The organism is Pseudaminobacter soli (ex Li et al. 2025) (assembly GCF_003012705.1).
Classification (GTDB): Bacteria; Pseudomonadota; Alphaproteobacteria; order Rhizobiales; family Rhizobiaceae; genus Pseudaminobacter; species Pseudaminobacter soli.
Window position 1 is genome coordinate 38,417 of sequence record NZ_PXYL01000012.1, and the last position, 13,475, is coordinate 51,891.

A 13,475-nucleotide genomic window follows, 5' to 3' on the forward strand; every position below is an offset into this window, starting at 1 on the left:
GAGAGGCGCGACCAAAGCCATGGCCGCGCCCTGCCAATAAATATGCAGATGAATATAAAAGTTATGCGGCGCTCAGCAACCCGGCGACGATGGCTAGGTTGCGGCCGCGGTTCTTGGCCTCGTAGAGGCGGCGGTCGGCGGCGCGCATGAGCTCGGAAACCGTGGCGCCGAGCGCGCAGACCGTGCCGCCGATGCTGACGGTCAGCGGAACCTGCTGTTCGCCAGCCGGCTGGAAGCACACCTTTTCCACCTCGCCCCGAATGCGTTCCGCCACAACTGCAGCCTCCGCCTCGGTCGCGCCGATCAGGAAGGCGCCGAACTCCTCGCCGCCGATGCGGCCCAGAATGTCGCCGCTGCGCACGCCGCGCGAAATCGCGGCAGCTATCTCGAGAAGCGCGTCGTCGCCGGTCAGGTGACCGAAATTGTCGTTGATCTTCTTGAAGTGGTCGGCATCGATGATGAGCAGCGCGCCCCGGTCGCTGCGCCGGCGCGAGCCGTCGAGCGCGGCGAAGAAGCTTTCCCGATTCAGCATGCCGGTCATGTCGTCACGCGAGGCCTTTTCGGCGAGCGCGCGGTGGGTGGCGGCAAGCTGGGCATGCGCACGCGCCAGCTCACGATGGGCCTGTTTCAGGCGATCGCTTTGCCAGAAGGTGTAGGCACTCGCCGGGAAGGCGGTGGCCAGCGGGCAGACGATGCACATCAACCAGGCGTTGCCGTCGACGGTGCCGCCCATCATCGGCACGACGGTCACCGCAACCAGCAGGGAGCCGGCGACAGCGAGGATGGAAACGAGCAAGGCTCTCAGGAATATGCTTGTCATCGTTCCCCCTTTTTGGCCGCCTGAATGGCAGACAGTGCAGAACGTCCCCTTTCATGCATGGGTAAATATTGAGCGAACGCGGACCCGCAAAATGCGCGGATTTTTTTGCTTTGCTGTGGACACAAAAGCCCGGTTCCGTGCCATAAGGGCGGCATGACTGAAACTCCCGATCCCGCCCGCTTCGCCCGCATCACCGACTGGGTGTTCGACCTCGACAACACGCTCTATCCGCACCACACCAATCTGTTCTCGCAGATCGATGTGCGGATGACAGCCTATGTGTCGGATCTTCTGCAACTGTCGCGCGAGGATGCGCGCAAGCTGCAGAAGGAGCTCTACCACGAATACGGCACGACACTGGCCGGACTGATCGCGCGCCACAAGATCGATTCGGACGACTTCCTCAACAAGGTCCACGACATCGACTATTCCTGGCTGTCGCCGGACCCGGCGCTCGGCGAGGCGATCAAGGCGCTGCCGGGACGCAAATTCATCTTCACCAATGGCGATCGCGGCCATGCCGAACGCGCAGCGCGCCAGCTCGGCATCCTCGATCACTTTGACGATATCTTCGACATCGTCGCCGCCGGGCTGGTGCCCAAGCCGGCGCAGGAGACCTATGACAAGTTCCTGGCGCTGCATCGTGTCGCTGGCCCGAACGCGGTGATGTTCGAGGATCTGGCTCGCAACCTGATCGTGCCCAAGACGCTCGGCATGCAGACCGTGCTGGTCGTGCCGCACAATTTCGAGCCGACCTTCTCGGAGATCTGGGAACGCGACCCGGCCTACGATTCGTCGGTCGACTTCGTCACCGACGACCTCGCCGCCTTCCTGCGCAACATAGCGCCTGCAGCATAGCTTATTGGTGCGTCCTTCGATGCTCGCTTCGCTCGCACCTCAGGATGAGGGAGGTTTGCGCAAAGCTCTCGAAGAGAAAGACCGAAGGCGCCGATGCTCACTACCACGGGGCGCGAGGAGGCAGGGTTGGGAGGCTTGCGCAAACCTCCCTCATCCTGAGGTGCTCGCCCAAAGGGCGAGCCTCGAAGGACGCACCAAAATCCCAGCCTACAGCTTGTAGAAGCGGCTGATGATCTCCCAGGCTTCGTCGGCGGTGTCGACGAAGTCGATGATGTCCTGGTCGCCGGGGCTGATCGTGCCCTGCTCGGCCAGATAGTCGAGATCGATCGCGCGCTGCCAGAATTCCTTGCCGAACAGAATGACCGGCACCCGCTCCATGCGGCCGGTCTGGATCAGCGTCAGCGTCTCGAACAACTCGTCCATCGTGCCGAAACCGCCCGGGAACACCGCCACCGCCTTGGCGCGCATGACGAAATGCATCTTGCGCACGGCGAAATAGTGGAAGTTGAAGCACAGGTCAGGGGTTATGTAGGCGTTCGGCGCCTGTTCGTGCGGCAGCACGATGTTGAGGCCGATCGAGGGCGCGCCGACATCGGCCGCACCGCGGTTGCCCGCCTCCATGACGCCGGGGCCGCCGCCGGTGACGACGACGAATTCGCGATAGTAGGACGCGGCCGAATGTAGCGAGCAGAGCTGCGCGAACTTGCGCGCCTCCTCGTAATATTTGCTGTTCTTCTCGAGATTGCGCTTCTGCGTCTCGTCCTTTGCCGCCCAGGCCTCGCCGCCCGGCTCGGGAATGCGGGCGCCGCCGAACAGGATCACCGTCGAGCGGATGCCGCGCTCGTTCAGGATCATTTCGGGCTTGAGCAATTCGAGCTGCAGCCGCACCGCGCGCAATTCGCGCCGCGTCATGAAATCTTCGTCGTCCCAGGCCAGCCGAAAGGTCGAAGAGCGCGTCTGCGGCGTATCTGGAACGGCTTTGGCTCGCGCCAGGTCCTCACCCGAATGCGGCAGCGGCGTCCAACCGGACTTTTCCATGGGATTCATGATTTGCTTGTCCAATTTCATCCTCAAAGCGTCCTTCCACGACGCAGTCGCGATTGACCCCTTCTATGCCCTGACATAGGGTCCCGGCGATCCTTAAAACAGTGCACGGCGCGTGCCTTAACAGCACATGTAACGGAGCTTTTTCATGACCAAACCCGATCTGGCGTCCCTGGAAGCCACCATCGAGAAGGCGTTCGAGGAGCGCGACGCGATCAACACCTCGACGCGCGGCGAAGTGCGCGAGGCGATCGAGGCCTCTCTCGACCTGCTCGATCGCGGCTCCGTGCGCGTCGCCGAACGCCAGGGCGACGGCAACTGGAAGGTCAACCAGTGGCTGAAGAAGGCCGTGCTGCTGTCGTTCCGCATCAACCCGATGGAGATCGTCAAGAACGGTCCGGGTGATGCCGTGTGGTGGGACAAGGTCCCGTCGAAGTTCTCCGGCTGGAGCGCGCTCGACTTCGAGAAGGCCGGCTTCCGTGCCGTGCCCAACTGCATCGTGCGCCGCTCGGCCTATGTCGCGCCGGGCGCAGTCCTGATGCCGTCCTTCGTCAATCTCGGCGCCTATGTCGGCGAAGGCACCATGGTCGACACCTGGGCCACCGTCGGCTCCTGCGCCCAGATCGGCAAGAACGTGCACCTGTCGGGCGGCGTCGGCATCGGCGGCGTGCTCGAGCCGCTGCAGGCCGGCCCGACCATCATCGAGGACAATTGCTTCATCGGCGCCCGCTCCGAGGTGGTCGAGGGCTGCATCGTGCGCGAGGGCTCGGTGCTGGGCATGGGCGTCTTCATCGGCAAGTCGACCAAGATCGTCGACCGCGCCACCGGCGAGATCTTCTACGGCGAAGTGCCGTCGAACTCGGTCGTCGTGGCTGGCACCCTGCCGGGCAAGCCGCTGCCGAATGGCGAACCCGGTCCGAACCTCTACTGCGCCGTGATCGTCAAGCGCGTGGACGCCCAGACCCGCTCCAAGACCTCGATCAACGAGCTCTTGAGAGATTGATCTTTCGCAGAATCCAAAGCACCTTCCCGGGGGGCGCAGGCTGTGCGCCCCATATACGAGGGAGGGGTGACTGACATGGATTGGAAATATCTTCTCACCGGCTGGGACGGGCGCATCAACCGCGCCAAGTTCTGGGCCGGCATCGCTGCTCTGATCGTCATTGCAATCGTTGCGAACCTGCTCGACGTCGTCCTTGGCCTGCATCTCGGCGACCATGACGTCGGCGTCATCGGCATCGTCGTTTCGCTGGTGTCCATCTATTTCGCGCTTGCGCTCTACGCCAAGCGTTGGCATGACCGGGACAAGTCGGGCTGGTGGAGCCTGATCGGGCTTGTGCCCCTCATCGGCGCCGTGTGGATCCTGGTGGAGCTAGGTATTCTCCAGGGGACCAGTGGCGCCAACCAATACGGACCGGATCCTCTTGCCTGAAAAAGACGAACTCATCTGGCTGTTCTTCCGCTTCAACGGCCGGCTCGGCCGCGCGGCTTTCGTGCTGACTGCCATGTTCTGGGTGGTGGTGGTGTCGTTCCCCCTCTACCAGTTCATGCGGGTTTCGCCCGACAGCACGGCCGCGCAGGCCTGGTCGGCCGTGTTCGGCATGACCTTCATCGTCTTCCTTTGGGTGCATGTCGCCTCGGCGGTCAAGCGCCTGCACGACATGGGCAAGCCCGGCATCATGGCGGTGGCGCTGTTCGTACCGGTGGTGTCGATCGTCGCCTTCATCGCGCTGTGCCTGTTCCCGGGCGACGCCGGACGCAACCGCTACGGCCAATTCACCAATTCGGCGCGATAACCCGCCGGCTCGTCGGTGGCGGCTCAGCCCTCACCGTCGAGCTTATCGATAAGCCCACCCAGTTCGCCCAGGTTTTCGATGCGGCGGAAGCGCGGCGCGCCGGTCGGCTCGTCGACATGTTCCAGCACCCAGGTCAGGTCGTGGGGAATGTAGACGCCCCAGCTGCCGGCCTCGATGGCCGGCACCACGTCGGATTTCAATGAATTGCCCACCATCATGCTGCGCCCCGGCCCGTCGCCGTAGCGGGTGAAGATGCGCTGGTAGGTTGCCGCCGTCTTGTCGCTGACGATCTCCACCGCGTCGAACAGCTCGCCCAGGCCCGATTGCGCCAGCTTGCGCTCCTGGTCGAACAGGTCGCCCTTGGTGATCAGCACCAGCCGAAAATTGCCGGCCAGCAACTCCAGCGTCTCACGCACGTGCGGCAGCGTCTCAACCGGATGGCTCAGCATGTCACGGCCGGCATCGAGGATTTCGCGAATCACTTTCGGCGGCACCTTGCCGCCGCTGATCTCCAGCGCCGTCTCGATCATCGAAAGGGTGAACCCCTTGATGCCGAAGCCGTAGAGCGCAAGGTTGCGCCTTTCAGCCTCCAGAAGCCGCGCCTCGATGTCGTGGCCCTCGGCATGCTCGGCCAGAAGCAAGGCGAACTGCTTCTCCGTCCGCCGAAAGAACAGCTCGTTCTGCCACAGCGTGTCGTCGGCATCGAAACCGATGGTGGACAGAGAAGGACGAGCTGACGGCATGCTTCAAAAACTCCTGATTGTTGCGCGCTATGTTAGGGCGCAAGACATGAGCCGTCCAATGCATCGATCTGCGGATGGTGCCCTTCAGCGGCCGATCCCGTCCAGAACCTGCTCGGGCGAAAGTTGCGGGGAGCCGGCCTCGGCGGCTTCCGCCGTTTCGACCAGCGCCATGATGCGCGCGGTGAGCGGCGCGGGCGTTCCCGTTTCCTGCGCCAGCTGCATGATCTTGCCCTGGAACTCATCGATTTCCGTCGGCCGGCCGCGCTCCAGATCATCCCACATCGAGGCGCGCGCTTCGGGATCGACCATCAGCATCCGCCTCGCCACCAGCCGGAACAGCCAGTCGGGCAAGCGCAGGATCTTGGGTAGCAGCGCAGGGCGCAAGCCGCCGATCCGGCCCGGCTTGATCGAGGCTGCCTTCAGCACCGCCAGCGCCTCGTCGATCTGGCGGGCCAGAATCAACCGCCAGCGGCGATCGGCAAGCTCGGTTGCCAGCGGCAGGCCCGACAGCGCCACCAACGCATTGTTGAGATTGAACAAAAGCTTGCCCCACAGCACCGCCCGCATGTCGGCATGCGTCCGGACCGCGAAGCCGTCGACATCGAGAAGTTCGGCAAGGCCCGGCACGACATTTTCGATCAGCGCCGCCCCCTCGGTGGCGCGATGGACATGCACGGGCTTGCCATTGTTTTTCTGGACGACGTTGAAGGCGACCATGCCGGCCAGCACCCAGCGACTGCCCAGTTGGGCCGTCAACCTGCCGACATTATCGACGCCGTTCTGTAGGCTCACGACGACCGCATCGGACCGCGCATGTGCCGCGATCAGTTCGGCCATCTCCTCCGTCGCGCCGCTCTTGACGGTGACCAGCACCACGTTTGCGTCGGTAAGCGCCTCAGCCGGATCGGTGGTCCCATGAACCACCCCGGCATCCAGCAGGCGATTGCGGCCATCGAGATCGCTGACGCGCAGGCCGCCGGCGCGGAGCTTCGCCTCGATGTTGGGCCGGCAGAGGAACCGCACCTTGCGGCCCGCCAGCGCCAGGCAGCCGCCGGCATAGCAGCCGATGCTGCCGGCGCCCGCAATGACGATCTGGCTGTCTTTATCGACCATTGAAAATCTCTTTTCCCGCAAGACTATACGGCACGAAAACCATGAAGCCGGCAAGTACCCGGCAGCCCTCACGTCGCACGTGACAGGACCGGCACTTTCGACTATCCCTCACGCATGATGCTGCCCAAAGACCCTTCCGAAAACCTCGCCGCCCTGATCCGTTGCCCCTCCGTGACGCCTGCCGAAGGCGGCGCGCTGACCACGCTCGAAGCCATGCTGAAGCCGCTGGGCTTCACGGTCGAGCTGCCGGTGTTTTCCGAGGACGGCACGCCCGACATCCATAACCTTTATGCCCGGCTCTCCGGCAATGGCCCGCATCTGATGTTTGCCGGACACACCGACGTGGTGCCGGTGGGCGACGAGGCAGCCTGGAAGCACCCGCCCTTTTCGGCAACCATCGACAATGGCGAGATGTATGGCCGCGGCGCCGTCGACATGAAGGGCGGCATCGCCTGCTTCGTCGCGGCCCTCGCCCGCCACATTGAACAGCACGGCAAGCCGAAGGGTTCCATCTCCCTGCTGATCACCGGCGATGAGGAAGGCCCAGCCATCAACGGCACCACCAAGCTGCTCGACTGGGCCGCCGGCAAAGGCGAGAAGTGGGATGCTTCGATCGTCGGCGAGCCGACCAACCCCGACGTGCTCGGCGACATGATCAAGATCGGCCGGCGCGGCTCGCTCTCCGGCACCATCACCGTCAATGGCCGCCAGGGCCACGCCGCCTATCCGCATTTGGCAGACAACCCGGTGCGCGGCCTGCTGACGCTGGTCGACGCGCTGCTGGTGCCCGATTTCGACGAAGGCACGAAGGATTTCCAGCCGACCAATCTCGAAGTGACCACGATCGACGTCGGCAATCCGGCCACCAACGTCATTCCGGCCAAGGCCACCGCCAGCTTCAACATCCGCTTCAACGACACATGGGACGCCGAGACCGTCCAGGCCGAGATCCACAACCGGCTCGACGTCGCAGCCAAGCGCAAGAAATACCGCAAGGCCCGCAAGGAGCCGATCGATTTCGAGCTCACCTGGCGCGACCGGCCGAGCCACGTCTTCCTCACCCGCGACGAGAAGCTGATCGAGACGCTGAGCGGCTCGGTCGAGGCCGTCACCGGCCGCAAGCCGGCGCTGTCGACCTCGGGCGGCACGTCCGACGCGCGCTTCATCAAGGATCACTGCCCGGTCGTCGAATTCGGCCTCGTCGGCAAGACCATGCACATGGTCGACGAACGCGTCGCAGTTGCCGATCTCGAAACACTGACCGATATCTACGGCCGATTCATACAGGACTGGTTCGAACGAGGCTGACAATGCCGCCCGCCGACGACATCCAGCGATTTATGGTCGGCGCCTGGCGGCTGATGACCGGCAAGCGCGACGGGCTTTCGCTGCTCGACATTTCGGCGGACGGATTCTGGAATTCGTTCTTCGCCATCATCATCGCCCTGCCGCCGCTGATCGTCGACTGGGTCGCCACGGCCAACGAACTCAGCGACGATCCCGCCGCCACCGCCAGCCGCTTCTCCTACCTCCTGCGGCTCGCCGTGATCGAAATGGGCGTCTGGATCCTGCCGCTGATCGCGCTGGCGCTCGCAGCCCCCCTTGCCGGCATCCGCGACCGCTTCGTGCAATATGTCGTCGCCTTCAACTGGGGCTCGGCCATCCTCGCCTGGCTGGTGCTGCCGGCGGCCTTGCTCAAGCTGCTGCTCACCTCCAACTCGGCACTTTTCCTGACGGTGTCGTTCGGCCTGTTCGCGCTTTCGATGGTGCTGACCTGGCGGCTCACGAACGTCGTCATCGCGCGCGGCCCGGCCATGGGCAGCGCAGTCTTCGCGGCCATGTTCGCCGCGTCGGTCATCGTGCTCGTGGTGCTGCAGTCCGCGCTCGGGATCTACGTGCCGAGGTAATCGACCTTGGTCAGGTACAGGCCCTGCGGCGGCGCGACCGTGCCGCAGGCAGCCCTGTCCTTCGCCTCCAGCGCCTTCCTCACATCGTCGGGCGTCCAGGCGCCCTCGCCCACCCGCTTGATCGTGCCGACCATCGAACGCACTTGGTTGTGCAGGAAGGACCGCGCGGCGGCGTGGATCTCGATCGCCTCGCCCACACGCACCACGTCGAAGCGGTCGAGCGTGCGCACCGGGCTTGCCGCCTGGCATTGCTGCGAACGGAAAGTGGTGAAGTCGTGCCGGCCAACCAGCACCTGCGCGGCCTCCTGCATGGCATCCGCATCAAGCCGTTTCTGCACCAGCCAGACGCGATTGGCATCCAGCGCCGCCGGCGCGCGGCGGTTGAGGATGCGGTAGAGATATTGCCGGCCGGTAGCCGAGAAGCGAGCGTCGAAATCGTCCGGCACAGTGCAAGCGGCAATGATCGCCACCGCCTCGCCCGCCATCTGCAGATGCGCATTCAACGCATCGCGCACCGTGTCGTCCCGCCAGATCTTTTCGAGATCGACATGGCCGACCTGCCCGGTGGCGTGCACGCCGGCATCCGTGCGGCCGGCGCCGCGCAGCGTCACCTCCTGCCCGGAAAAGCCCTTAATGGCCTGTTCGATGGCTCCTTGAACCGTAGCCGGGCCGTCCTGGCGCTGCCAGCCGGCATAGGCGGTTCCGTCATATTCGATGTCGAGGCGATAACGCGGCACTGATCACCAACCTGCGAAGGCGCGGGGATGGGCGAGTTGCCCGCTGTCCGGGGCCTCGCCCCAATAAAGTGCCTGCATGGCGTCGCCCTGATAGTCGCTCTTGAATTTTTCCGCGCCTGCGCGCGCATAGCCGAAGCGGCCGTAATAGTCGGGATCGCCCACCACCACCGACAGCTTTTCGCCGCGCGCCTGAAGCAACTCATGCCCGCGTTGAACGAGCGCGCTGCCCACGCCCTGCCCCTGATAGTCAGGATCGACCGCCAACGGCGCCAGCGAAACTGCGTTGAAGGGCGTGCCGTCCGGATCGACCAGCAGCCGCGAGAACAGCACATGGCCGACGATGCGGCCATCCTTCTCGGCAACCAGTTCCAGAAGCTGCTCGCCGTCGGCCACCACGCGCTCTACCAGATCGGCCTCATGCCTGCGCCCGAAGGCGCGCTCCTCGACGTTGAAAATTGCCTTGCGATCCTCGGGTGTTACCTGCCTTACGGTTACCGTGCTCATGACAGTGTTCCTCCCTTGTCGAGCTTGGCCCCGCGCAAAAACTCCTCCGCCGAAATGATTTTACCGCCGGCGCGCTGCACTTCCAGCAGGCGCACCGCACCCTCGCCACAGGCAACCGTGAGATTTCCGTCTAGAATCGTCCCCGGCGCGCCGCCCCCCTGCGCAAACGTCGAGCGCAGCACCTTGAGCCGCTCGGCCTTTCCGCCGATCGTCACCTCGCACCAGGCGCCCGGAAACGGCGACAGGCCGCGAATATGATTGTGCACTTCCGATCCCGGCTTTGCCCAGTCGATGCGGGTTTCGGCCTTGTCGATCTTCCTGGCATATACCACGCCGTCCTCGGGCTGCGCCGTCAAAGGCAGGTTGCCCTGCTCGAGCTTTTCCAGCGCCTCGACCATCAGGCCCGCGCCTTCCTGCATGAGCAGGTCGTGCAGTTCGCCTGCCGTCATGTCCGGGCCGATCTCAACCTCCGCGGTGAGTGCAACAGGACCTGTGTCGAGCCCGACATCCATCTTCATGACCATCATGCCGGTTTCGCCATCGCCCGCCATGATGGCGCGCTGGATGGGTGCTGCGCCGCGCCAGCGCGGCAGGAGCGAAGCGTGGCCGTTGTAGCAGCCCAGCCGCGTGCCTTCGAGGATGGCCTTGGGCAGGAGCAGCCCATAGGCCACCACCACGGCGACATCGGCGCCGAGCGCACGAAACGCTTCCTGCTCTGCCTCACCCTTCAGCGACAGCGGCGAGCGCACCTCGATGCCCAGCCTTTCGGCCTCGCGCTGCACCGGCGACGGCGTCAGCTCCAGCCCGCGGCGGCCGGCCGGGCGCGGCGGCTGGGTATAGACGCAGACCACCTCATGCCCGGCGGCCGCGATTGCGGCCAGCGTCGGCACGGAAAAATCCGGCGTACCCATGAAGATGACGCGAAGCGGCATTTCTTGTCCCATTCAGGCTGCTTGGCGGCGCGTGATGCGGCGCCGGCTACTCAACCCGCTTCAAACGGGTTTACGAGCTTCAGGTCAAGTCCGTCGAAGTCGCGGACATTTCGCGTGGCCAAAGTGGCGTCGTTCACGAGGCAGATCGCGGCGATCATGGCGTCGGGAAGACTGACCGGCCGACTGCGCCTCTCCCTCATAGCTCTCAGCTTACCTGCAATTGAAGGCGCGCCGCCGTCAAATTCAAGAATCCGGTTGCGAAATTGGGTATGCACGAGCTGATCGAGCACGCGAATGAAGCGGTCGGAACCGGTCCGGAGCCGGTATCTTTCGGCACCATAGGTTTGTTCCATCACCACAGGACCGCAGAGATAAAGTTCCAGCAGATTCTGATTCTGGAACCAGCCGAGTACGGCAGGAGAAGGTGAAGGCTTACTGGCTTCCGAAACGACGTTCGTATCCAGCACGATCATTCGAAGTCCTCGACCGGCCGACCGAAATCTCGCTTCCGCTCGGCTTCGATTTCTTCCATTATCTTGGAAAACTCATCATCGACGGCACCTTCGGCGACAAACACCGAGCGCAACGCATCCCACGCCGATTGCCCGGAGCCCGGCTTAACGTCCTCCTCCGCGACCATCCCCTTATGCAGCAGTTCGATGGCCTTGGCGGACAAGCTCTTGCCGTCCTCCTGGGCTGCGCGGGCAATTTCCCGTTTCAGCGGTTCTGGAATTCCACGGATCAGCATGTCGCCCATGACGACCTCCGTCTGATATCAGCGATATCATAGTGGCCGCAGGCGCAGAACTCAACGATCTGGGTGTCACCCCACCATGCGGCTCGGCGGACGGTCCTTGGCGAGCTTCTTGAACTTGCGCATCACCATGTCGCGCTTGAGCTTGGAGATGTGGTCGATGAACAGCACGCCGTTGAGGTGGTCGATCTCGTGCTGCAGGCAGGTGGCCAGGAGGCCCTCGGCCGTGATCTCCTGCTGCTTGCCCTCGCGATCGAGGAACCTTCCGCGCACCGTGGCCGGACGCTCGACCTCGGCGTAATAGTCCGGGATCGACAGGCAGCCTTCCTCATAGGTCGAGCGCTCGTCGGAGCTGTGCACGATCTCGGGGTTGATCACCACCAGCGGTGCCGGCGTTTCGCCTTCCTTGGCAAGGTCGATCACCAGCAGGCGCAGCGGAATGCCGATCTGGATGGCGGCGAGCCCGATGCCCGGCGCGTCATACATGGTTTCCAGCATGTCGTCGGCCAGCTTGCGCAGGTCGGCGTCCACGCGCTCCACCGACTTGGAAAGCTGGCGCAGGACAGGATCGGGAAGGATGATCAGCGGCTTTATCGTCATGCGCCTCACCTAAAACTTAGCAGGAATGGCGTCAACTGCTCGCACCGCAAATGTTCTTGTTTTGATCTTTTCTATACTGCCGAATCGCGTATCTTGCGCTCATGAGCGATCTGCCCGCACTTCTTTCGCAACCTGCCCTCCGGCTCGGCGCCAGCACGCTGACGCTCGGCGAGATGCTGCTGGCTTTCGGGCTGGCCTTGCTCGCACTCGTGGCGATGCTCACCATCGCGCTGTGGCGCTCTTCCCGGTCGCGGATGCTTGCAGCCGAAGAAGCCGAGATGCGCATGGACACGATCCTGCGCACGCAGGCCGAAATGCATGGCCGCATGGGCGCGATGGCCGAAGTGTTCGGCGCGCGGCAGGCCGAACTCACCCAGTCGCTCAGCCAGCGACTCGACACCATGACCGGCCGCCTCGGCCAGACCATGAGCGAGCAGACGAAATCGACCCACGAAAGCCTGGCCAAACTGCAGGAGCGGCTTGCCGTCATCGACACGGCGCAGAACAACATCCAGTCGCTGGCCGGCCAGGTGGTGCAGTTGCAGGCGATCCTCTCCAACAAGCAGACGCGCGGCGCCTTCGGCCAGTCGCGCATGGAGGCGATCGTCGCCGACGGCCTGCCGCATGGCGCCTATGAGTTCCAGGCGACATTGTCGAACGGCAACCGGCCGGACTGCCTGGTGCGGATGCCCAATGGCGCGCCGTCGCTGGTCATCGACGCCAAGTTTCCGCTGGAGGCCTGGAACGCCATCCGCGCCGCCGAAGGCCCCGAGGCCCAAAAACTCGCCGCCCAGGCGTTCCGCCGCGATGTCGAGATCCACATCCGCGATATATCCGAAAAATATCTGATCAGCGGCGAGACGCAGGACACGGCCTTCATGTTCGTGCCCTCCGAATCGGTGTTCAGCGAGATCCACGAGAATTTCGAGGCGCTGGTGCATCGGGCGCACAAGGCGCGCGTGGTCATCGTCTCGCCCTCGCTGCTGATGCTGTCGATCCAGGTGATCCAGGCGATCCTGAAGGACGCGCGCATGCGCGAGCAGGCGCATCTGATCCAGGGCGAGGTGATACGGCTGATGGAGGACGTGTCGCGCCTCGACGAACGCGTGCGCCGGCTGCAGGGCCATTTCGGCCAGACCGCCAAGGATATCGACGACATCCTGATTTCCACCGGCAAGATCACCCGCCGCGGCGCCAAGATCGAGACGCTGGAACTCGGCGACGAGACCGCCGCTGGCGGCGAGCAGGCAAATGCGCCCGCCAGCAATGAGCCCGCGCGGCGCATGGCCGATTCCAAGACCGGGCAGCTGCGGTTGATGGTGATGGACGGCGACGAAGGTTGAGCGCTGCGGCCGGATCGGAACGCTCCGAAGGCCGGGAGTGTAGCTCCGGCAAGACCATCGAACCCAGGCCGGCTGAACTGCGGCTTCGCATGCAGTTAATCTCGCCCCTTGCCCTCGAGGCGATCCCTTGGTTCACTGGCTCCATTGTTCATTGGAGGAGCTGACCATGGCCAAAGGTCAATTGCGCAGCAACAAGGAACCCCGGAAGCCCAAGAAAGACGCGAAGAAGCATGCCGCCGAACCGGCGTTCAAGGCGCCACCGGTCCAGGCGATCAAATCAAAGGACAAGAAATAGCTGCCCGCCCGCATCGCCCCCGGCGTTGC

The 13,475-nt window shown here is 64.0% G+C and carries 18 protein-coding genes; 8 read left to right on the top strand and 10 right to left on the bottom strand.

Features of this window, described 5'->3' with window-relative positions; all coding sequences use genetic code 11:
* Window positions 1-61 precede the first annotated feature (61 nt).
* Entirely contained in the window at window positions 62-820 is a 759-nt protein-coding gene (locus tag C7I85_RS20935) for a GGDEF domain-containing protein (protein WP_106725973.1), read from the bottom strand.
* Between the two features lie 153 nt (window positions 821-973).
* Here C7I85_RS20935 and C7I85_RS20940 point away from each other — a divergent pair, with 153 nt between their 5' ends.
* On the top strand, window positions 974-1,678 hold the full coding sequence (locus tag C7I85_RS20940; RefSeq protein ID WP_106725974.1) for a pyrimidine 5'-nucleotidase: 705 nt from the start codon (window positions 974-976) through the stop codon (window positions 1,676-1,678).
* A gap of 207 nt (window positions 1,679-1,885) precedes the next feature.
* On the opposite strand, the gene C7I85_RS20945 is transcribed toward C7I85_RS20940, so the two are convergent.
* Window positions 1,886-2,725, bottom strand: a complete 840-nt coding sequence (locus C7I85_RS20945) for an LOG family protein (protein WP_106726087.1) — start codon at window positions 2,723-2,725, stop codon at window positions 1,886-1,888.
* Between the two features lie 145 nt (window positions 2,726-2,870).
* Between C7I85_RS20945 and dapD the strand changes: the two genes are divergently transcribed.
* The 3 genes from dapD to C7I85_RS20960 all read left to right on the top strand — a co-directional run bounded on the left by dapD (window position 2,871) and on the right by C7I85_RS20960 (window position 4,518).
* On the top strand, window positions 2,871-3,725 hold the full coding sequence (gene dapD / locus C7I85_RS20950; RefSeq protein WP_106725975.1) for a 2,3,4,5-tetrahydropyridine-2,6-dicarboxylate N-succinyltransferase: 855 nt from the start codon (window positions 2,871-2,873) through the stop codon (window positions 3,723-3,725).
* A 75-nt stretch (window positions 3,726-3,800) separates the two neighbouring features.
* Complete coding sequence (locus C7I85_RS20955) at window positions 3,801-4,154, top strand: DUF805 domain-containing protein (RefSeq protein WP_106725976.1); 354 nt, start codon at window positions 3,801-3,803, stop codon at window positions 4,152-4,154.
* The gene (locus tag C7I85_RS20960) at window positions 4,147-4,518 is read left to right on the top strand and encodes a DUF805 domain-containing protein (protein ID WP_106725977.1); all 372 of its coding nucleotides are present in this window, start codon (window positions 4,147-4,149) and stop codon (window positions 4,516-4,518) included. The genes C7I85_RS20955 and C7I85_RS20960 overlap by 8 nt, the downstream gene beginning before the upstream one ends.
* Window positions 4,519-4,541: 23 nt before the next feature.
* On the opposite strand, the gene C7I85_RS20965 is transcribed toward C7I85_RS20960, so the two are convergent.
* Both C7I85_RS20965 and C7I85_RS20970 read right to left on the bottom strand, forming a co-directional pair.
* Entirely contained in the window at window positions 4,542-5,261 is a 720-nt protein-coding gene (locus C7I85_RS20965) for an HAD family hydrolase (RefSeq protein WP_106725978.1), read from the bottom strand.
* An 84-nt stretch (window positions 5,262-5,345) separates the two neighbouring features.
* Window positions 5,346-6,374, bottom strand: a complete 1,029-nt coding sequence (locus tag C7I85_RS20970; protein ID WP_106725979.1) for a 2-dehydropantoate 2-reductase — start codon at window positions 6,372-6,374, stop codon at window positions 5,346-5,348.
* Window positions 6,375-6,488: 114 nt separating this feature from the next.
* On the opposite strand from C7I85_RS20970, the gene dapE reads away from it, so the two are divergent.
* Both dapE and C7I85_RS20980 read left to right on the top strand, forming a co-directional pair.
* Window positions 6,489-7,682, top strand: coding sequence for a succinyl-diaminopimelate desuccinylase (gene dapE / locus C7I85_RS20975; RefSeq protein ID WP_106725980.1), 1,194 nt, complete (start codon window positions 6,489-6,491; stop codon window positions 7,680-7,682).
* 2 nt (window positions 7,683-7,684) lie between these two features.
* Entirely contained in the window at window positions 7,685-8,281 is a 597-nt protein-coding gene (locus C7I85_RS20980) for a transporter (RefSeq protein WP_106725981.1), read from the top strand.
* On the opposite strand, the gene truA is transcribed toward C7I85_RS20980, so the two are convergent.
* The 6 genes from truA to def all read right to left on the bottom strand — a co-directional run bounded on the left by truA (window position 8,266) and on the right by def (window position 11,808).
* The gene (gene truA / locus C7I85_RS20985) at window positions 8,266-9,018 is read right to left on the bottom strand and encodes a tRNA pseudouridine(38-40) synthase TruA (protein WP_106725982.1); all 753 of its coding nucleotides are present in this window, start codon (window positions 9,016-9,018) and stop codon (window positions 8,266-8,268) included. The genes C7I85_RS20980 and truA overlap by 16 nt on opposite strands.
* Window positions 9,019-9,021: 3 nt before the next feature.
* Window positions 9,022-9,522, bottom strand: coding sequence for a GNAT family N-acetyltransferase (locus tag C7I85_RS20990; protein ID WP_106725983.1), 501 nt, complete (start codon window positions 9,520-9,522; stop codon window positions 9,022-9,024).
* Complete coding sequence (fmt, locus tag C7I85_RS20995; protein WP_106725984.1) at window positions 9,519-10,454, bottom strand: methionyl-tRNA formyltransferase; 936 nt, start codon at window positions 10,452-10,454, stop codon at window positions 9,519-9,521. The genes C7I85_RS20990 and fmt overlap by 4 nt, the downstream gene beginning before the upstream one ends.
* 50 nt (window positions 10,455-10,504) lie before the next feature.
* The gene (locus C7I85_RS21000; protein ID WP_106725985.1) at window positions 10,505-10,927 is read right to left on the bottom strand and encodes a type II toxin-antitoxin system VapC family toxin; all 423 of its coding nucleotides are present in this window, start codon (window positions 10,925-10,927) and stop codon (window positions 10,505-10,507) included.
* A complete protein-coding gene (locus C7I85_RS21005) occupies window positions 10,924-11,211 on the bottom strand; it encodes a plasmid stabilization protein (RefSeq protein ID WP_106725986.1) in 288 nt (95 codons plus the stop codon). The genes C7I85_RS21000 and C7I85_RS21005 overlap by 4 nt, the downstream gene beginning before the upstream one ends.
* A gap of 66 nt (window positions 11,212-11,277) precedes the next feature.
* Entirely contained in the window at window positions 11,278-11,808 is a 531-nt protein-coding gene (gene def, locus C7I85_RS21010; protein ID WP_106725987.1) for a peptide deformylase, read from the bottom strand.
* Window positions 11,809-11,909: 101 nt separating this feature from the next.
* Here def and C7I85_RS21015 point away from each other — a divergent pair, with 101 nt between their 5' ends.
* The gene (locus tag C7I85_RS21015) at window positions 11,910-13,151 is read left to right on the top strand and encodes a DNA recombination protein RmuC (protein ID WP_106725988.1); all 1,242 of its coding nucleotides are present in this window, start codon (window positions 11,910-11,912) and stop codon (window positions 13,149-13,151) included.
* Window positions 13,152-13,317: 166 nt separating this feature from the next.
* Window positions 13,318-13,446 (top strand): hypothetical protein, encoded by a 129-nt coding sequence (locus C7I85_RS32035; protein ID WP_280954404.1) that lies wholly within the window; start codon window positions 13,318-13,320, stop codon window positions 13,444-13,446.
* Window positions 13,447-13,475 lie beyond the last annotated feature (29 nt).